Below are 20,389 nucleotides of genomic sequence, written 5' to 3'. Positions count from 1 at the left end.
GGAAGGTGACTTGAATGTTTGAAAAAATTACTTACGAGGAATTAATGGAGTATGTTCCAAATGATTTTGATAGGTTTGTATCCGATGGTTTATCTTCAATTCAAGCTGTTTCAAGGTTAATCAACGAGTATGAAAACCAAACAGATGACTATGAGGATGTCAGGTGGATGTTTACAGTATTACTAGCAGAGATAGGTATAAAGCACGATTGTTTGAGAGATGAGATTAAGATAGAGGCACTTAATATTATAAACGATAAGAAATTAGTGGATTACTGGAAAGAAGAAGGGATAAATGATACAGAATTATTCAACAGAGTTTCACATTTAGAAAAAGTGGAAAATATCATTATAGAGTTTGAGTCTAATATCAAGTAAGGGGCTGTCAACATTTTTATGTAAGCCCAATTGCAACCCCAGTAACTAGATCGTACAACCAACCAACAAACTAAACAATTCAAACACTTGATAAACTTTTATAAGCTCTTTCCAGCTTAATATATAAGTTGGAATGGGCTTTTTTGCGTGCCCAAAATAAAAGGAGGATGAAACGAATGGCATGTAAGGACAGATAAGTCAGGGATTGATGGGAGTGGCTTGAGAGTCTACAAAACACAGAAAATTTCAAACAGGGGACAAAAGAAAATGGATTAAACCATATATTTGATGGTGAAGTACTCAAAAATGGAAAGGCCAATGGATTTCATTATGAAGGAATGCCAAATAGTAATGGTAAAATCGTCGGTAATATTGATCCACCTAATGAGTTTGGTGTATATCGAGCCAATATTGAAATTAATGGAGTACCAAAGAAACCTAAATCTACACTTTTTCCAAGGGAATGGACACCGCAACAGGTGATAGATGCCGTAAATGAAGCTTTCTATAATAAAGAAGTTGTAAAAAACAATGTTTATAGGGGAGTAACAAGTAAGGGGATGGAAATAGAGTTCATTTTAATGTTCAAGAAGCATGGGGTGGACGTTCGGAGCATCGAATAGCCGACCTACAGCATCTACAAGAAAGACCCGAATGATTTCCTGATTAACGGCTTGATGGAACTGCTTGACCAGTATCAACGGCTCGAAATCGCCCTCAAGCTTGGCAGGGGGCGTTATAAGAAGGCAGAGCAGGGCGGCTATGCCGGAGGGAGAGCCGCCTTTGGCTACAAGGCAAAGAAAGGTCAGAAGTACATCCAAGTGGATGAAAGACAAGCCTTAACCGTCCGCAGAGTATTTCAGCTAAAGGAAGAACATCCGGCATGGTCATTGACCCAAATTGTCGAAGCTATGAATGAGGAAGGATTTAAAACTGGGCAAGGAAGACTGTTTACGAAAGTGCAAATCAAGTGGAACATACCGCTATGGAAATATAGAAGCTGATGGCTTACATGAAGCCATACTGTGGACAAGTATTGATTGGAGAGCCTTGCGTCCCGTTGCGAACCGAAAGGTTAACGGTTTGAACTGAGGTTGCCCCCATTCTTTACCCATCACGACAACTAACAATCCGTACACAGGGGTGATTTCTTTTATGCACTACAAAATGCGTCATGTCTACGTTGGTTTAGACCTGCATAAAGCCCATCATACAGCGGTTATCATTAACTGTTGGCATGAGCGACTGGGTGAAATTCAAATCGAGAATCAGCCATCGGCATTTGACGACTTGATGAAGTTCGTCAAGAAACATACGCCAAAAGGGATGACCCCTGTCTATGGATTAGAGGATACGGGCGGCAACGGCAGAGCATTAGCCGTTCACCTTGTCGAGAAAAAGCAAATCGTCAAGGAAGTCAATTCCGCTCTGTCCTACAATGAACGTATGAGTAATGCAACGATCCAAAAGAGCGACAGTTGGGATGCGTTTTGCATTGCGAAGGTTCTGTTTGCTAGGCTTGATGATTTGCCGGATGCGAATCCGCAGGACATTTACTGGACTATCGGGCAACTGGTGGCAAGAAGGAATTCTATCGTCAAACATGCCGCAACGCTCAAGAACCAACTTCATCAACAGTTAAGCTATCATTATCCGTCCTACAAGAAGTTTTTCTGCGACATTGACGGGAAGGCGGCTCTAGCCTTTTGGGAGAAGTACCCTGCTCCGTATCAGTTGGAATCGGTGGGGGCGGAGGAACTAGCAGTTTATCTCCGTAAAGCTAGCCATAACATCTGTTCTACCCGTAAAGCAGAGGAAATCTTGGAACTGGTGAAGAAAGACGGGGAGACGAAGCGGAACTACCAAGCATCAAGAGACTTTCTTGTTGTAAATATGGTACAGGACATGAAGCGGAGCAGAGAACTGATTAAAGAGACGGAAGCACAGCTACGTCAGGTACTGTCTGGGACAGATTACAAGCTAGATTCAATGGACGGAATTAGCACTGTTACAGCGGCGGAACTGATTGCCGAAATCGGAGATATCCGCCGTTTCTCCAACGCTGATAAGCTAGCCCGTTTTGCAGGAATCGCTCCTATCCGTTTTAGTTCGGGCGGCATAGGAAAAGACCAAGCTAGCGGACAAGGAAACCGTGTGCTGAACACCATTTTCCACAACCTAGCCGTTCAACAAATTCAAGTAGCTAAAGGCGAAAACAAGAAGCAACGTAATCCTGTATTCTACGAGTATTACCAACGGAAGCTAGCAGAAGGAAAGACAAAGAAGCAAGCCCTTATATGCGTCATGAAAAGGCACTTATTCTTAGATACTAAACAGTTATCTGTTCGTGGTAAACCCTACGAAGAATTATATTTTCAAGCTGATCCTGATATTGCACATGCATGGCAAAAGGCACAAAAGGGAGAACTTAATGATGCAGAAAAGGAATGGTTTAAGAAACTAGCAAATCATGAGATTAAAGAAAAAGAATATATGGATGGAGGTATGCCATTAAGGGATAGTTCAACATGGAATGCAGAAAAAGATACATTTGATGTTGTTCCAGAGAAAAATGCACATGATAAAGCAGATGTAACAGATCCCAACCCTCCACCGTTTCCTGATTATGATGCTTCTAAGGATTTCAATAAATATTTTGATAAAGATATCGAATACTAATGAGGTGAACGAAGTGTATCTTGAGAGTGCGAAATTAAAAATAAATAATATACATTGGGATAATATAGGAACAACTTCGACTGATGAAGATTATAAATTAGGTTATGAGTTTTTAAGAAGATTAGCTCTTTTTTTTAAAGAGGAACAGCTAAAACCCCTACCACCAGCTTTTACAAATATAGCGAAATTGCTTGGTGACGTTGAGGATGAAATAGAGATTTCAATGTACTGTAGTTCAGAAGCAGTAGAGTTTTTAAATAAAAATTTATATACACAAAGAATATTTGAGTATTATTTACAGCTAGCTAAGTATGCAGACAAATCACCAGTTGTCCATAAATACTTAAATATTTATGAACTCTTAATAAAAGTTTTTGAAAGAGGTGGCTCATTTTCTATTAAACCGCTTGCATTAGATATAACAAATGTTGCTCATTTCCCTTTGAATGAATGGTATACTAGGTTTTTGGAAAAAGAACCGATTGACATTAAAGACCTTTAGTCTTTGAATAACGAAAAATTCAAATAATTTGAAAGGCATACTATGAACTATTGAGAATATATCGGAATTGTCAAGAGTTGGATGATAATTCTGAACTGTCAATAATTCTATGTAGTCAGCCATAAAACCATATACCCAATAACGCCACAATGCGAGCTAGCAGCCGTGTTGTGGTTTCTTTTTTATCCGCCTTCATTATCCAAACGATTCAATCTTACAAGCGGCGGCTGTTCAAAATACCCCACCCAGTGCCGAATGAACTCATCATTCAACCGATAACACATTTAACCCATGTAATACTCGACTACTAGAAGAGCTTCTAAAGATAAGAGAGATTTATACTTCAAGAAAGAGAAGGAATTATATGAAGCTTTAAAGAAAAAGAAAAAGAAAAAGAAAAAGAAAACAGGCTCAAGTGGATCGTTTGAGGGGGCAGGTGAAGTTCCACATATTAAACCAATTGAACCTAGAGGAGACCCTATAAAATTTGAACCTATTGTTTAACAGGAAAAACTAGCTCAGAAGACATATGATAGGTTAAGAGGATCAGGGTTGGATATGAATGAACTTGAAGTTTTCTCCAAAAATACTGGTCTTAGTTTGGATGAAGCTATTGAACTAAAGAAGCATCTTTTTTTAACAGAACATGTTAATATGCCGGATACTGTTTCTGGAAAGTATTATTATACAGGTTATTTTCATCCAGATATGCACATTGCTTATGGATGGGAAAAGGCACTCAAAGGGGAATTAGCACCTAATGAGAAAGCTTGGTTTAGGCAATTAGCAGACCATGAACTAGCGGAAAGTAAGTTGATGCAAGATGGAATACCATATCGTAAAATTGAATCATGGAATCCAAAAGAAGGGTTAACTGGAAGGCCCCCTATTCAAGGGGCTCATGATCTTGCTCCTCCCCCACCTAAAGATTTCCCAGAGTTTTCACCTGACGAGACTTTATTATAGAATAATATGCTATGTTTATTACAGGAGGAAGTCTAATTGAATCAGTTATTTGAAGATGCTAGAACTATAATTAGAAGTATTAATTGGGAAAAAGAAGAACCAAATAGAACTTCACACGGAGTATTGCTATATGAGTTCCTAAGGAGAGCCTCTCAATTTTATGATTTTATTAATCAAGAACCTGGGAAGAGATTAGCGATTTTTAGTGCTGCAGATATGTGTGGTATAAAGTTACCAATTGATATTTATAATTACCGTGAGGAATTAAACGAAATTAAAGATGAGTCGCTGGTCAAATCAGCCTGTAAAAGTTACTTAGAATGGGCATATTTATCTGGCGAGAATGAATCAATTGCGCTTACATTCCAAAATCTATATGACCCGCTTATAAAATTTTTCAATAGAGGAGGGAGGGTTAGATATCACAATGGTGAATTAGTTTATGGATGGGCTGCTCGGGCTAGGATTGTATCTACAGAAATGAGTACGGTTGAAATTGAAGATATTAGCGATAGTACGTTGGATAAACTCGATAAAGACTGGAATGAGACAATTTCTCAATGATTTTTTTGAATTACTAGTTATTGTTCAGTTTGAAAGCTACTTCATTCAGGAACACCATCAACGCCATAATGCGAGTTAACCACCGTGTTCTGGCATCTTTTTATTCGTCGTCAAATTCCAAACAATACAAACATCAAGCGGCGGCTGTTTAAAAAGCCCACCCCGTGCCGAATTCACTCACTAATCATTAAATAGAAGTCTTTACCCATATAATGCCCGTATAAAGATGTTGCCATTTTGTTTGTACGCACATGGGTGCTTTAATTCCGTAACCTAAATAACGCTATTCCGTTGCATTGAACAGGTCGATTATGGTCAGATTCCACCATGATTGATCTGTTTTTGTTATGTTCGTTTTCTTACGGGTTTTTGAAAATGCTACGCAACTGTAGAATGCACCGCCCTGATAGGGAGGATGAAAAGGCAAAGCATCTTTTGAGATAGTTTGCCTTTGAGGAGCTTGTAATTAAACAGCAAAAATTGATGACGGAACTCAAATTAATGTTTGGTGCCGTAGCTGTGGTAGGTGCCTCTATCACTGCATGTGGCTCGTTGTAATTATTAGCCGTAGCCATCGGAGCTTGGGGCGTCGCACAGATCGGTGTAAGTACCATGAAGCTGCGGGATTTATATGACGGGGTAGTATCAGACACAAGCTTCTCAGGGATTAATTGGTGAATTCTGGATGTGACAGGGGTAATTCTAGAGCGGTGGATCTAGCGATACTTGGTAAAACGTTGCTTAAAGGGAGAGAAACAGCAGCTAACACCAAGTATATGAATGGAATTGACCAGATATCTACACCTAAGACTCGCGTAGGTGGAAATCTGAATTACGTGCTAGGGTTAAAGCTAATGTTGAGGCGAGTGCGGCTGCAAGAGCATCGTCCAAGTTTGATGAGTATCTGAAGATAGAGAAGGAATTGCTTGAAGCTATAGAGAAAAAGAAAATAAGCTCACGAGGACCATTTGAGGGGACGGATAAAGGTACTTATACTGGAGGAAATCAAAAAGAATTGGATGATTTAGCCCGAGATCCTTCAAGTGGTGGGAAAATAGAACCTAAAAATATAAATGAAAGAGATGTTGGATTAGCATTAGAAGCAAGAGGTGATTTAGGAAGAATAATACGTGATCCTCAAGCAGAAAAGGGAGCAGAGTTTATTGATACCACTACAGGCTTAAAATGGGACGTGAAAAGTTTTGGACCATATCCAAGCGGTAGGTACGGGTACCTATAACAAGTCCCAAAAAGGGTGCTTTTTCTGTTAAAAATGGTATGCAAAAGATACACGAAGAATTTGCTAAAGGAAATAACGTAATTATTGATACAAAAAAAATGGTGCCTGAGCATATTGAACAACTGATGAAGCAATTGATGAAGCAGGAATAGCAGATAGAATATTGTGGTACCCTTAAGGAGTGAGAAAATGGAAGAAAGAAATATTCTTAGTATGTTTGATTTGCATAAAAAGTGGGTTGAGACAATTGGTAAAGAAGGTGAAATGTTAAAGTTAGATGAAGTGGACTTAAGAAGTTTTGATTTATCCGATATATTGCTTGAACAAGCATATTTAATAGAGTGTACTTTTGATGATCTCAAACTGGAAAATATCGATTTTTACACATCATTATTAGGCTCGTCAACATTTAAAAATGCATATTTAGATAAATGCGATTTTTATAAATCAGATCTTAGATATACAAATTTTTCCAATAGCGTCATTAAAAACAGTAGATTTAGTAAAGGTGATTGTTGGGAAGCAATATTTAGAGATGCATATTTAGTAGATTGTAATTTGATTAATGTATCGTTTTACTTAACGGATTTTAGTTGGGCAAGACTAGAAAATGTAGATATAAGTGTATCGACATTTAAAGAAACATTGTTAAACGGGGTAACATTAAAAAATATTAAAGGTATAGAAGAAGCCTTTATTGAGAGTATAAATATTGGTACATCGGAGAAACCAATATTGTTGGAATCAGAAAAAGCAAGGGAATGGATGTTAGAAAAATGTGAAGTAAATGGTTAAGTGGATTGGCTACCAGTGCTGAATGAACCCAGCATTCAACCAATAACACATCTAACCCATGTAATACCCGTATAAAGGTTTCTCAATTTCTGTTTGTGCGCACATCAAATGCTTTAATTTTATAACCTAAATATCACCATCCCGTTACATCAAACAGGTTGATTATGGTCATATACCACCATGATTGATCTGTTTTTTGTTATCTTCTTTTACTCACACTATTTTTAAATTAATCACAACTCTTTTTATAGATAGTCCGATTGTTATCTTGTCGAAAACGTAACAACTAATTTGGGGTATAGCCCGACTATTTATACTGTCAGGAGAAAATGAACAATAACAATGGGAAGGTCATGTGTGAAAGGCTAGCCACCGATTCTCTCATTCCTATTATACAAGCGGTAAATCCGTCAAAAGTTTTGCCGGATGGGGGAGACATGAACAACGTAGAACTTTCCATCGATAAAATCGCTGTTGAATACCATGGAGTGACAGTCAATTCTATAATCAACTGGTACTTTCCGATCCTGCCAAAACCCGAAATCCCGGAAAGGCGATGACGGAGGAAACCATTACTCGAAGCAAGCAATGGTTTTCACCGGGAAACAAATCATTATTGATGGGCGATCATCAGGTGAAGCTGCATGCGACCGGCGGCGCAGCGCAAATTACATTGGTTGAGGGTAGCGGAATTTTGGTCACAGGTAAGGGGAGTTTGGATCTGACGGCCAAGAACATCCGAATCAACCTGGACTTTGTCGGGGCAGAGGAGACGATTGCGAGCGAAGGGGTAAATGTGCACCTATCGGCCGGCAAAACAGTGGCGCTCCTGTGTGAGGGCAGCACCCTGATGATGAGTGAAGCGGACCAAAGCATTGATATAGTGTCCGATAAGATCACGCTGGAAAGTCCCGAAAATCCAAAGGATATCCAAGTTATGTCTCAGGACGCCGTGGCAGCCCTTCTTGCCGAATACGAGGAAATGCGGCTGCGTACGCAACCCGTGTTCAAGTCGGATGAACCCGAATTACGGCGGATGATAGGGATTTGTTGCTGAATTATTTTATGAAGTATGTGCTGGATCAAGACTTGCCAGTTAGCCTAACCACTAAAGAAGCCATAGAAATCAACAAGCAATATGAGAAATGGCGGCAAGCGAACTATGGAATGGACAAGCAGGAGAAGAACCGGGAATATAACGAAAAAAGCGTAGATTTCGTTATTAAAGGGAACTATGCGGAGGAAGCTACTGGGCTAGGCATTGGAGCAAACGTGCTTTTAGAATTATCGGGACTTGACCTGCCGGGAGATCTGCGCGACCTGTTCCATAACTTTACGCACTGGAAATGGAGCTGGGGGCATACCGGCGAAACGCTTCTGAACTCCGTCTCACTGTTTACTCTTGTTGGAGCACTCAAAAACCTGAAGTATTCCGATGAAGTACTAGAACTAGCCCAACAAGCTAGTAATTTTGATGATTTGGTGAAGGGGATCAATAAAATTGGTGGAATCGTGGATGCAGCCGGCAATCCGGTAATCATCAAGCACGGCAAGGTAATTAATAAGATTGATGACATGCCTGGCTTGCTTGATAAGATGGGTGTTAAGATAGGGAAGGGGCCGGAGGTTCCTAAATTCAATGAACCAATAAAAATTAAAACTAATAAGGGGATAGAAGTTGAATTTACAAATCCATCGAGTAATACTATTAAATGGGTTGAACAGAATCCTAAAAATATACCAAATGCAATTGAAAGTGCTGAAAATAGTTCTAATGCAGGAAAAGCTGTTGAAGGTAAGGTAGGGAAATTTGTTCAACAAAAAACTGAAGTTACCGGGTTTGGAGTAGAAGTGAAAAACTTAACTCTGGATAAAAGTTAGCAAATCCTAATAACATAGATTTTTTAAACTATGAGTCTAAAGAGGTTATCTTGTATATTGATGAACCATTGAAAACTCTAAATAAATTTGATTTAGAAAAAATAGAATTTGCTAAGAGTCAAGGTGTAACTATTGTAAATTCATTAGAAGAATTAGGGAGTGTGCTTAAGTAATGGGGACATCAGCATATTTTTTAGTCCTAGCAAATAGCAAAATTGAATTAACAAAACTTATTGAAGATGTTAAAAACATTTGTATAGAAAATAATTTTTACATGAGTCCTATTTCAAATAATTCTCAAAGTGAAAGCATAGTAAAACATGTTTCTGTAGAAATTGCTTTAGCTAAACGAACAGACATATATGAAGCACCTACAAATGATGTTTTGGTAGATTTATATGACGAGCCGTATAAATACCAATATCATTCTTTTTCTTGGTATGATGAAGAAATTGACTTTTTTAATATTGCAATTATTGATGAAGTATATAACAATGAAAAAATAACATTGGTTTTATCCTGTGAAATTTTAAAGCGATATCCAGAAATCAAACTATGGATAGAAGGAAATTGGTTTTACACCTTGGATGATATAGAAAGAATATCAAATAGACCCTATAATAATGAATGGTGCTATAAGAATCCCATAGATTTGTAAGAGAACTTACTTGAATGATTGGTGAGACTACTCCAGTGCCGAATGAGCCCATCATTCAACCAATAACAGATCTAACCCATGTAATACCCGTATAAAGATTTTTCCATTTCTGTTGTACGCACATCAAATGCTTTAATTTTATAACCTAAATATCACTATTCCGTTACATCAAACAGGTTGATTATGGTCAAATACCACCATGATTGATCTGTTTTTTGTTATCTTTGCTTTCCCGCACTTCAATTTTCTACCTACTATGAACCTTGGGAAGAATACTACATTGGGGACAATAATTATAATGAGTTTTTGAGTTATGTAGTACTATATAGTGAGAAATACGTAAAAGAGCATCCTGAAAGAAAAGAGTAGGGAATTATTTAATAGGAAAAAAATTGATTAGGTTTGGATACTATCACTTAGGAATAAGGCCTATAAGTCAACCCATAGCGAAGCGTTAAATAGAGTACAGTTACGATCAGTATCGTACATATTGCCTGTGGTTTGCCGGTGAAGCTTGTTAAGCTGCGAAAGTTGAGATTTTTTTAAAACATGCTTTAGTTTGTTGCAACAATGCGAAGGAATCAATATAGTTAAATGTGACCGTATTTTTCCAATCCGAGGAGTAATATGAATGAAGGTAATTCTCGTAGATGACGAACCGTTGGCCTTGAAGTATTTAGAACGTCAGCTGTTAAAACTGGATACCATGTCTATAGATGTAATAGGTACATATTCGAATCCCTTTGAAGGACGAGACGAAATTCTTACGAGGGACGTTGACATCGTGTTTTTGGATATTAGCTTGCCGGAATTGAACGGCATTGAGCTGGCAGAGCAATTGCTTGAACAGAAGCCTCATCTCTGTATTGTATTTGTGACGGGGTATCACGAATATGCAGTCACTGCCTTTGAATTGAATGCCGTAGACTATATTGTTAAACCTGTCCAGCTTGATCGAGTCGCCAAAACGATGGAGCGTTTGCGAAGCCGCATTGCGTCCAGACCGGAAGAGGTCATGGAGTCCAATCGAAACATTCGAATGACGATGTTCCGCCAGGTTATGATCGAGCAGCCGAATGAACAGGGACAATTCGCGCTGCTTCATTGGCGGACAACCCGGGCTCAGGAGATATTCATTTATCTGCTCCAGCATAGAGGACAGCTTGTACGAAAATCAGCATTGATCGATATGTTATGGCCGGAGTTTGACATGGATAAAGCCTATCCCCAGCTGTACACGGCTATTTATCATATCCGAAAAACATTGGAGCCTTATGATACCCGCTTCCAAATCACCAACACGACAGAAGGCTACGTGCTGAATATGGAAGGCGTGGAGCTGGACATTGAGGAGTGGGAAAATTGGTTCAAGTTAAATCCTTCCGTGTCGGCTGAATTGATTGAGCGACATATTGAAATGATGAAGTTGTATACGGGGGACTACCTGCAGGAATATGACTACTGGTGGGCAGAAGGAGAGCGTCAAAGGCTGAAGGAGTTGTGGCTTAGCGTTTCTTTATCCATGGCGGATTGGTATGTGGATCAGGAACGCATCGATGAAGCCATATTATGCTACTTCTCGATCCAACGGCAGCATCACCTGGAGGAAAAGGCTTATTTTTCGTTGATGAAAATATATGCTTTGCAGGATAATCCGGCCCAGGTGCACCGTCAATTCAGTCTTCTGTGTCAGGTGTTAGAAGATGAGATGGGCGAGGAGCCAAGTCCTTACATTGTGAAATGGTACGACGAATGGAGCAATGGAATCCAGGTCACCAATATGAAATAGATGAAATAGCCAAACCCGCATTCGATATGAAATCACCGGTTGTTCGACCGGTGATTTTTTGTATCTTGTTGGCCAATTTTATCGTTCCCTGCTGTTGTTCAGAAATTGTAGAGGACGGCCTCCTATACTGTGTGTGAACCACAACAATCGGGAGGTACATGATTCGGTTATGAAATTCATTCGGAAATTTAAGGAATCTTCGCTGCATAAGGCCATGGGATTGGAGCTTGGAACGTTTCGGGAGATCGAGCTTGATGCGGAGAAGGACCTCCAGCATTGCAGAGGTTTCTATGTTCACTTCAACGGCAAGCGGATTGGCATCGTTGCTACTGATGAGGGTCCGGTATTTCTGTGTGGTCAGGAAAAGTACTTGCTGGATGAGCGTACCGTTCATTTTTTGTTGCAAAAAAATGCCGAGGTTAACACATTTATTTTTATGTGGGACGGGGGAGTGAAACTCCAAATCCCTTATTTGCGGTCGTTGATCGAGTACAACGGAAAATGGGTGGATGATTCGATTTTTGACTTTTTTTCGTGGATCTATGAAGCATCCGGGAGAAAAAGATTCTACTCTTACTATACGGTGAAGTATGTATCCGCTACGGAATTATGTCCGGACCAGCCGCTGCAGCGCCCAGGCAAGACATTATCGTTTGTATAGCGGCCTGACCAGATCTGCTTATTTATTGGGCTTTATGGAAAAGGAACAGACAACGGCTCCGTAACGATGTAAAATAATGGACAGTTATGCAGTGTTGTTGATTTTTTACAATATGTTATAAGGGACTGTTATGATTGTCGACTTATTCCAACGAGAAATCGAAACCAATCTCCGGCAGAAGACTGCTGGGGATTACTTTTCTGTTTATTGTCATCTTACTCTCCGTGCGGCTGGCGTATTTTAAAATCATCATGATCCCTGAGGAAGTTCCGTTTCAGCAAGGCGTGCTGGATCTTCGGGATTGGCAGGCGGATGACCGCAATACGGTTGCGCTGAACGGGGAATGGGCCTTTTATCCGAAACAATGGATAGGCCCGGATAGAGTGTCTCAAGGGGAGCGGCAGCCTGCCGCCGATCCGCGCTGGATACAGGTTCCCGATCCATGGGAAGGCGTAAACGAGAACGGGAACCAAATGGGCTTCGGAACTTATCGTCTCAAGCTGCTCGTACCGGAGCGTAACGTAACTTACGGCCTCTGGATCACCGATATTCGTACAGCCTATCGTTTGTACGTCAATGGTGAGTTATTGTACGAATCTGGACACCCCTCCGATACGCCGGAGACCCATGTGGCAAGAAACGTACCCCATTTCGAATTCATCCCTCCGGCTGCCGGGAATGAGCTGAATATCATCCTGGAAGTGAGCAATTATCAATATGCTGATTCAGGCGGGATCAAGCTGCCGATCAAATTCGGGACAGCAGAAGCGGTGATGAAGGGGAAAGCGTTCTCGGAGAACATGCAGCTGCTGGTCTGCATTGTGCTATTTCTTCATGTCATGTATGTCTTAATCTTGTATCTAATCGGCTATCGGAGCAAAGGCCTCTTTTATTTTGCGGCTCTTATCCTGTTTACGCTGCTGGCCACGCTGGTTGACGACGATAAACTCCTGCTCGTTTGGCAGCCTGCTATTAGTTTCGAATGGTCAGTAAAGATTAAGGTTGTTGCTTATGTGGCGATATCATTATGTTTGATTCTGTGTACCAAGCATTTGCTCCGGCCGAGAATCAAAGAAGGATTTTACCGGGCCTATACGATCCTTGTGGTTTCGTATGCCGTCGCCTATTTGCTGCTTCCGTTTCATCTGACGGTACATCTCTCTACTTATTTATCATTCGTATTCATAAGTTCCGTGCTGTTCCTGCCTTCGATTGCCAGGAAGGCGGTCAGTGAACGGACGGAAGCGGCCATATTTATCTTGCTGTCGGCGGTTGCCGTTTCCTGCAACATTATCGTAAGCGGAATTTTAAGGTTCCGGTATTTTAAGGAACTGCCGTATTACCCGATTGATCTGATCGTTGCGTTTCTCGGATTTGCTTCCTTCTGGTTTATCCGGTTTACCCGAAACGCTGTCGTGCTGAGGGAACAGGCAGAGCAGCTGAAGCAGGCAGACAAGATGAAGGATGAATTTCTGGCAAATACGTCCCATGAACTGCGAAATCCGCTGCACGGGATGATTAACATGGCGCAAACGCTGCTGGAACGCAAGGGGAGTTTGCTTCAACAAGAGGATCGTGGCCACCTGGAGCTGATTACCGGCATTGGTAGGCGGATGTCGCTATTGTTGGATGACTTGCTGGATGTTTCCTTATTGAAGGAGAAGCGGATCCGGCTGAATGTGCAGAGCGTCCATCTCGGTTCGACTGCTCAAGGCGTGCTGGATATGCTCCGTCCGATGGCGGAGGGCAAGCGAATCGAGCTTGTATGCGAGATCGAGGATGACTTTCCCAAGGTATGGGCAGATGAAGGCCGTTTGATTCAGATTGTATTTAATCTGATTCATAATGCAATCAAATATACGGAGTCAGGCCGAATCGCGGTGACTGCCAACGTTGTTGATGGAAGGGCTTGCGTTCACGTTCTTGATACGGGGATAGGCATGGACGAAGAGACATTAAGACGGATATTCCTCCCCTACGAGCAGGGAGACTCCAGCTTTGCCACAGCGGGAGGCGGGTTGGGGCTTGGACTCAGCATCTGCAAGCAGCTGGTTGAGCTGCATGGAGGGGAGCTCTCGGTGTCATCCGCTCCGGGACAGGGGAGTTCCTTTACGTTCACGCTGAAAGTGGATGATATGAAGAGGCAGGAGGATACGGATAAACAGGAGTTTATGGCCAGCTCCTCGGCTTCAAATTCAGAGAAAGAGAAGGAGAGGCTATCTAACATGTCAGATAAACACGAACAGGATGAGGCCGAATCCGAGACTAAGAAGCGTTCTCGTCAAACCGATGGCAGGCTGCTCATCGTAGATGACGATCCGGTTAATCTAAAAGTTATCCATCATTTGCTTGAAGACGAAGGGTATCAGATCGTGACTGTTACCCGGGCTGAGGAAGCCCTTCAATTATTGGAGCAGGGAGAATGGGATCTCATCATATCTGATGTGATGATGCCCCAGATGTCAGGATATGAATTGTCCAGGACGATTCGGCAGAGGTATATGATATCGGAGCTTCCGATTCTTCTGCTGACCGCAAGAAACCGGCCTGAGGATATTCATATGGGCTTCATTTCCGGAGCTAACGATTGTTTAATAAAACCGGTGGACCATCTGGAATTAAAAACAAGGGTACGCGCACTGCTTGAGCTGAAGCGCTCCATCAAGGAACGGCTGCATATGGAGGCAGCTTGGCTCCAGGCTCAAATTCAGCCGCATTTTTTGCACAATACCTTAAATTCGATCGCTTCACTTAGTGAGATTGACCCTTCCCGAATGGTTGCGCTGATCGGAGAATTCAGCCACTATCTGAGAGCCAGCTATGATATCAGCAATTTGGAACGTTTTATCCCGCTGGAGCAGGAGCTGGGCTTGGTTCGCTCATACCTGTATATCGAAGGGGAGCGGTTTGGGGAACGGCTGCGTGTCCGTTGGCATATTTCCGAGGAAGTTGCTGTTCAGCAGTGGAAGCTTCCCCCTTTGACCATGCAGACGATTGTGGAGAATGCGGTCGTTCACGGAGTATTGGCTCGAACCCAGGGAGGGACCGTAACGATTCGCATCGTAAGTGAAGCTGAATCCGCCGCCAAGGTCATCATTGCGGATGATGGTGCCGGGATGGATCCCGAGAAGCTCCGCTTGATGCTGGGAAGCGGACAGCGTACCGGCAAGGGAGTCGGCCTGATGAACACGGATCGGCGTTTGAAGCAAGTCTATGGGCAAGGGCTCATGATTGACAGCACAAGGGGCAGAGGAACTACCGTGTCGTTTGTCATCAGGAAGATGGCATAATGAAAGCCTGTGCCTATTAGATCTATAGTCTTTAAATCTTGGACGAATGCTTGAGGTATGGGTTAGGATGTAGAGATAATGATATTTTACTTTGCATAAAGGTGGACCTCATGATCTCTTCTTTCTTAGCTACGATTTATAGCGTTTTCCTACCTATATCGCTGCCCGTCATCGGCGGAGCCCTGCTCAAGCGGTTCAAGGGCATTGAAACCAAAGGTCTTTCCGCCCTTTCTTTATATGTGCTGAGCCCGGCTCTGATCTTCGAGACGCTGGAGAAGGCATCGATTACCTCGAATGAGGTCACGGTAACGGTTGCGTTTTGCCTGTTGAATGTGATCGCCCTTTGGGCGCTGAGTGCCTTTGCCGGTAAAATGCTGGGCTTGTCCCAGACAGAGAAATCGGGCCTCGCCTTGACCACGATTTTTACCAACAGCGTGAATTACGGGCTTCCTCTCGTCCTGCTTGCATTCGGGCAAGCAGGGCTGGATAAAGCATCGGTATATGTCATCGTGCAGATTATCATTATGAATACATTAGGGGTGTACCTGGCAGCGAGATCTCATTTTTCGGCTGTGAAGGCGATCAAATCGGTATTTACCCTCCCCTCGGTCTATGCGGCGGCACTCGCCGTCCTCTTCCGGTTGACGGACTTTCAGCTTCCAGACGGGTTGAATACCGGCGTCTCCATGCTGTCCGCGGCTTATGCGCCTCTGGCTCTGGTTATACTGGGCGCCCAGATGGTTGGGGTTCGGGAGGGCGGAGCTTCTGCCGTCTCAAAGCGTGGATTCTGGTCGGGCATGGCGATGCGAATGCTGGTGGGCTCATTGGTGGCTTGGGGCTTGCTCACGATTTTATCCATTGAGGGAACATTGTTTGCGGTTATCCTGATATTGTCGGCGATGCCTGCAGCCGTGAATGCGGTAATCCTTGCTGAACAATACGATGCCGCACCCAAGCTGGTATCCAGGTGCATTCTGTGGACCACGCTGGCTTCCTTTATCGTTCTGCCTGCCATGATCGGCTTTTTCTAAGCTTGCCATCTTCTGACCTGAAGATTGGTTCAATCTCAAGACGTGTGTGTAAAGAGTAGTAAGCGTCAAGAGATACCATCATCTGCAACTAAAGAATCGGATGGAGGTGGAGACCATGAGCAGGCAGCGTGACCGAGACGTGGAGATCGAGACCCGCAATATCGAGGAGCGTAACGACTCCAGCAGGGTAGCATCTACGTTGATTAAGTATGTGGCTTATCTGATTATTTTCTTTGGATTTTTGTATTTTCTTATCAAATACGTGTTTCCGATGTTCTAGAAGGAGCAGATGGTATTCGTTAAAAAGCCTCCCTTTCGTGGTACGCGAAAGAGAGGTTTTTTAGCATAGATCGGCTTATTTCATATCAAGCTTCACCTTCTAGTCAGGCGATTCACCTAACCTCGAGCAATCAGCTTTACTTCGCACCTGGGATCATTAAATCCTCTAGTTTGGTCTCTTCATCAGACCAGTTGGCAAGCAGTTCCTGAATATACCGGATGTCCGAATCGTCCGGATCATAAAAGTAATCGCCGCGGATCACTAAATCTTTTCCCTTCAGCATGTAATTCTCAAACGTAGGTGGGGAGTCGTTAAAAAATAGGTTTTCGCCCAGATTGAGAATGAAATCGGAGTTTAAGTCCATCGTAAGATTGCTGCCACCGATACGAATCAACTCCGGGATTTTGGTTATATTTTTCAGTTCAAATACCCGATCCATTAAGGCACTGAGGAATATGCGCTGGCGCATGGTGCGGTTGAAATCCGAATCTTCCCGGTACCTGACATAATTTAATGCCTCCGTTCCATCGTAAATCGGCTTGTTTGGCTCGATCCGCAGTTTGATATGATTGGCGCTTTTGTTCTCGATAACTTTATCGATGGGGAGTTTAATTCCATCCAATGCATTGACGATATCCGTTAATCCGTAGAAATTGATGGCTGCATAATAATCGACAGGGTGCTGAAACAGATGCTCAACCGTATCAATGGCCATTTTCGCGCCGCCGTGGGCGTAAGCTGAGTTGATTCTGGAGGTGACTCCCCTGCCGATGACTTCGGTGTATGTATCCCTGGGAATGGAGACGAGCAATATTTTATTAAGGTCAGGTCGGATGACAGAGTAGATGATTGTGTCGGAACGGGCAGGCTCGTCCTCGCGTTGATCAACGCCCAGAAGCAAAACCGAGAACGGCTTCGTCGCCTCCACAACAGGGTCGGGCGAATCAGGACCCACGGGTTTGTAGGAGCGGTCTAGTGTATCTTTGATATCTTTCGCGAAAAAAACATGAAACGCCATCCAGGACAATTCCTTTCTGAAAATATAGCCTAGTCCGCTTAAGAGAATCAGTATAGTTAAGGATATTCCTATCCATTTTTTGAGCTTGATACGGCGTTTAGGTTTTCGAGGACGCCTAATAGAATACGTTTCGTTTCGATTTTGGCTGGGATCCATGGATTTCCTCCTTGAATGTTTTGGGATCATGTAGGGATGCTGGAATATGTTTAAATAGGGTGAATTTACCAATGCATGTTGTGATAATTATAGTGAAAAACTCAGGAAAATCAACATAAAATTACATTAAATTCCATTAAATTCCATAATTCTTTAGAAATTTGTATATGTAACACCTGATTTTGGCTTATGGGACGGCGGCTTCATCGTTGACTTTAGGGGTTAATGTAACTATGATGGTTACATGCTAGTCATCTGAAGATTTGGTCCGTCAGGAGGGGTCACATGAACATAAGCAGCCGATTTGCAGTGGCCATTCATATTCTTTCCGTGCTGGAGATGAATAAGGCTGGCGTCAGCACCTCAGATTATATCGCGGAGAGTGTGAACACGAATCCGGTGGTTATCCGGCGTATTGTAGGCATGCTGAGCAAAGCGGGTCTGGTCGAGGTTAAGCCTGGCGTAGCGGGAGCGAAGCTGGCAAAGCATCCGTCCGAGATTACGCTGCTTGACATTTATCATGCCGTTCATGTCGTGCAGGAGGATTCCCTGTTTGGCATTCATGAGAATTCAGACGCGAAATGTCCTGTTGGCAAACATATTCAAACGGCGATCATCCCGGTTTTTTCAGCCGCCCAGAAGGCCATGGAGAACACACTGCATGAGGTGAGTCTGGAAGAAATCGTCCGGAAAATTTATGCCTCTGCGAATGGAACATCAAGTGAATAAGCGAAAATCACACGCCCGATCCTATGCAGGATGGGCGTTTTCTTTTGGTTAACCGTTGGCGGCTTTTCGATCTATTTGTAAATTACTGGATTTGACAATAAGGATGTCCTGTAACTATAATGATTACAAGTAAGATGTAACTGATTTGATTACAAGTTTAGCCTGTCGTAGACCTGAATATATTTTATGAAAAAAACAAACAACAACATTCTAAGGAGTGAGAATATGACTGCCATTATACATCCATCCACAAAGCTCGGGCCGGTCTCTCTGCGGATCAGTAATCTGGCACAATCTGTACGCTTTTATACAGAAGTCGTTGGTTTGAAAATGCTTCGCCAGCATGGCCGCGTTGCCGAATTGACGGCAGACGGCAAGCAGCCGCTGCTGATTATAGAGGAGATTCAAGATCTGGTAAGACCGCAGACCCGGACGGCAGGTCTATACCATTTTGCGATCCTGGTTCCAAATCGGGAATCCCTCGGGCTTGCGCTTGCCAACCTGATCGCGCATAACATTCCTGTCGGCCAAGGAGATCATCTGGTCAGCGAAGCATTGTACATTAATGATCCGGACGGAAACGGCATCGAGATTTATGCTGACCGACCAAGGGATACCTGGAAGCGTGATGCCAAAGGGGAATATGTGATGACCACAGATCCTGTTGATGTAGAGGGACTGCTGGCTCTCTCCAAGGAGGACAAGGAATGGTATGGACTTCCCGAAGAGACGGTTATCGGGCATGTGCATTTCCACGTATCTAATCTGCATGATGCCCGCGTATTTTATTGCGATGTTCTGGGTTTTGAGCTGACAGCCCACTATGGCGGGGCTGCGTTGTTTATATCCGCAGGAGGATACCATCATCATATCGGGCTCAATGTTTGGGCAGGACTCGGTGTGCCGAACACTCCACGGAGCGCTGCGGGTATGGAAGATTATACGATTGAGCTTCCGAGCCAAGAGGAGCTTGAGACGGTAACCGGCCGTATCCGTGAGGCGGGGCTGCGTCTGGAACAGCGCGATGGCGTCTGGGCCGTTCAAGATCCTTCGGACATCTGGATCCGGTTGGTTGTTGCTTAATAATATAAGTCGAAGAAGCCTGTCCGCTATGATAGCGGGCAGGCTTCTTTACTAGATATCACCGTAATCTTTATCTGGGGGCTATAACCGGTCTAATTCTCCCAGCGTACGAAGCATGAACTCCAAGATATTCGGGATATCTCCCATCTGTTCTTCGTTGATCCTGCGGGGAAAGCGCAGCTCGATCGTGTTGTGAAGCGGTACCGGATCATCGCTGTAGGTGTACCGTATCGTTTGCAGCGGCGTAAGCTCCGGATTCCATATCTCTTTCATGATCTGGGCGATCGCCGGACACGCTATGGAAGCATCAGCGATGTTTATATGAAAGCGGAGCTTCAGCTCGCAGGCTGGCTGACCTTCCGGAATTTCCAAGATCTCGGCCGCCAAATCCCGAAGCCCGGTCTCCAGGCAAATTTCGGCCGAAGTTGTGGATGGCGTAGCCAGCTCGAACCGGAGGCTAAAACTTCTGGACAGCGTCGCCATATCCAGGAGATCCTTCCGATCGGTAACGCGAATGATTTCATCGAGGTTGTCGAGGTCATAGACCGCATTCTCGATGCTAACCTTTAAATTTTCGAATATCGTCGGGTCAAACATGAGGCACATCCTTTGAACATCATAATGTCGTAGTACGATTGTGGATAATATATCATAATTCAGCTGTTTAAGGAGAACATGCTTGTTTGTGTT

The 20,389-nt window shown here is 43.1% G+C and carries 20 protein-coding genes and 2 pseudogenes; 20 read left to right on the top strand and 2 right to left on the bottom strand.

The genetic code is table 11. The features are described 5' to 3' along the window. Positions 1-14: 14 nt before the first annotated feature. The 18 genes and pseudogenes from MHH48_RS28425 (at position 15) to MHH48_RS28340 (ending at position 16,713) form a co-directional block, all read left to right on the top strand. Entirely contained in the window at positions 15-377 is a 363-nt protein-coding gene (locus tag MHH48_RS28425) for an Imm3 family immunity protein (RefSeq protein ID WP_076324576.1), read from the top strand. 281 nt (positions 378-658) lie between these two features. Beyond that, positions 659-898, top strand: a pseudogene (locus MHH48_RS28420) (EndoU domain-containing protein); the annotation flags it as partial. Positions 899-964: 66 nt separating this feature from the next. After that, positions 965-1,403: pseudogene (locus MHH48_RS28415) on the top strand (recombinase family protein); the annotation flags it as partial. Between the two features lie 129 nt (positions 1,404-1,532). After that, positions 1,533-3,056 carry an IS110 family transposase gene (locus MHH48_RS28410; RefSeq protein ID WP_076324574.1) on the top strand — a complete coding sequence of 508 codons (1,524 nt, stop codon included), beginning with the start codon at positions 1,533-1,535 and terminating at the stop codon, positions 3,054-3,056. Positions 3,057-3,069: 13 nt separating this feature from the next. Continuing rightward, entirely contained in the window at positions 3,070-3,558 is a 489-nt protein-coding gene (locus tag MHH48_RS28405) for a hypothetical protein (RefSeq protein ID WP_076324573.1), read from the top strand. 552 nt (positions 3,559-4,110) lie between these two features. Continuing rightward, a complete protein-coding gene (locus tag MHH48_RS28400; protein WP_076324572.1) occupies positions 4,111-4,524 on the top strand; it encodes a hypothetical protein in 414 nt (137 codons plus the stop codon). Positions 4,525-4,560: 36 nt separating this feature from the next. Further along, positions 4,561-5,088 (top strand): hypothetical protein, encoded by a 528-nt coding sequence (locus tag MHH48_RS28395; RefSeq protein WP_076324571.1) that lies wholly within the window; start codon positions 4,561-4,563, stop codon positions 5,086-5,088. 922 nt (positions 5,089-6,010) lie between these two features. Continuing rightward, entirely contained in the window at positions 6,011-6,328 is a 318-nt protein-coding gene (locus tag MHH48_RS28390) for a hypothetical protein (RefSeq protein WP_076324570.1), read from the top strand. A 189-nt stretch (positions 6,329-6,517) separates the two neighbouring features. Further along, positions 6,518-7,123, top strand: a complete 606-nt coding sequence (locus MHH48_RS28385) for a pentapeptide repeat-containing protein (protein WP_076324569.1) — start codon at positions 6,518-6,520, stop codon at positions 7,121-7,123. Positions 7,124-7,679: 556 nt separating this feature from the next. Continuing rightward, on the top strand, positions 7,680-8,180 hold the full coding sequence (locus tag MHH48_RS28380) for a hypothetical protein (protein ID WP_076324567.1): 501 nt from the start codon (positions 7,680-7,682) through the stop codon (positions 8,178-8,180). Beyond that, entirely contained in the window at positions 8,171-9,004 is an 834-nt protein-coding gene (locus MHH48_RS28375; protein ID WP_076324566.1) for a hypothetical protein, read from the top strand. The genes MHH48_RS28380 and MHH48_RS28375 overlap by 10 nt, the downstream gene beginning before the upstream one ends. A 50-nt stretch (positions 9,005-9,054) precedes the next feature. Continuing rightward, positions 9,055-9,177, top strand: a complete 123-nt coding sequence (locus MHH48_RS28370) for a hypothetical protein (RefSeq protein WP_256720718.1) — start codon at positions 9,055-9,057, stop codon at positions 9,175-9,177. Further along, positions 9,177-9,662, top strand: a complete 486-nt coding sequence (locus MHH48_RS28365; protein WP_076324565.1) for a hypothetical protein — start codon at positions 9,177-9,179, stop codon at positions 9,660-9,662. Before MHH48_RS28370 ends, MHH48_RS28365 begins: the two co-directional genes overlap by 1 nt. 631 nt (positions 9,663-10,293) lie before the next feature. Then, positions 10,294-11,451 carry a response regulator gene (locus MHH48_RS28360; protein WP_076324564.1) on the top strand — a complete coding sequence of 386 codons (1,158 nt, stop codon included), beginning with the start codon at positions 10,294-10,296 and terminating at the stop codon, positions 11,449-11,451. A 169-nt stretch (positions 11,452-11,620) separates the two neighbouring features. Then, positions 11,621-12,112 (top strand): hypothetical protein, encoded by a 492-nt coding sequence (locus MHH48_RS28355; RefSeq protein WP_076324563.1) that lies wholly within the window; start codon positions 11,621-11,623, stop codon positions 12,110-12,112. 134 nt (positions 12,113-12,246) lie between these two features. Continuing rightward, positions 12,247-15,402, top strand: coding sequence for an ATP-binding protein (locus MHH48_RS28350; protein WP_083659768.1), 3,156 nt, complete (start codon positions 12,247-12,249; stop codon positions 15,400-15,402). Positions 15,403-15,512: 110 nt separating this feature from the next. Next, complete coding sequence (locus MHH48_RS28345; RefSeq protein WP_076324562.1) at positions 15,513-16,433, top strand: AEC family transporter; 921 nt, start codon at positions 15,513-15,515, stop codon at positions 16,431-16,433. 115 nt (positions 16,434-16,548) lie between these two features. Beyond that, on the top strand, positions 16,549-16,713 hold the full coding sequence (locus MHH48_RS28340; RefSeq protein ID WP_164817510.1) for a hypothetical protein: 165 nt from the start codon (positions 16,549-16,551) through the stop codon (positions 16,711-16,713). 136 nt (positions 16,714-16,849) lie between these two features. Here MHH48_RS28340 and MHH48_RS28335 read toward each other — a convergent pair whose 3' ends face one another. Beyond that, positions 16,850-17,731 carry an LCP family protein gene (locus MHH48_RS28335; RefSeq protein ID WP_256720717.1) on the bottom strand — a complete coding sequence of 294 codons (882 nt, stop codon included), beginning with the start codon at positions 17,729-17,731 and terminating at the stop codon, positions 16,850-16,852. A gap of 441 nt (positions 17,732-18,172) precedes the next feature. On the opposite strand from MHH48_RS28335, the gene MHH48_RS28330 reads away from it, so the two are divergent. Both MHH48_RS28330 and MHH48_RS28325 read left to right on the top strand, forming a co-directional pair. Continuing rightward, entirely contained in the window at positions 18,173-18,616 is a 444-nt protein-coding gene (locus tag MHH48_RS28330; protein ID WP_076324561.1) for an Rrf2 family transcriptional regulator, read from the top strand. Positions 18,617-18,841: 225 nt separating this feature from the next. Then, positions 18,842-19,699, top strand: coding sequence for a VOC family protein (locus MHH48_RS28325; protein ID WP_076324560.1), 858 nt, complete (start codon positions 18,842-18,844; stop codon positions 19,697-19,699). An 81-nt stretch (positions 19,700-19,780) separates the two neighbouring features. Here MHH48_RS28325 and MHH48_RS28320 read toward each other — a convergent pair whose 3' ends face one another. Next, positions 19,781-20,296: a hypothetical protein gene (locus tag MHH48_RS28320; RefSeq protein WP_076324559.1), complete on the bottom strand. Its 516-nt coding sequence runs from the start codon at positions 20,294-20,296 to the stop codon at positions 19,781-19,783. Positions 20,297-20,389: the final 93 nt, after the last annotated feature.

This window comes from Paenibacillus sp. FSL F4-0100 (assembly GCF_037993005.1).
In the GTDB taxonomy this organism is placed as follows: Bacteria; Bacillota; Bacilli; order Paenibacillales; family Paenibacillaceae; genus Paenibacillus_AQ.
Note: the sequence above shows the minus strand (reverse complement) of the source record. Positions and strands in the feature narration are given on the sequence as shown.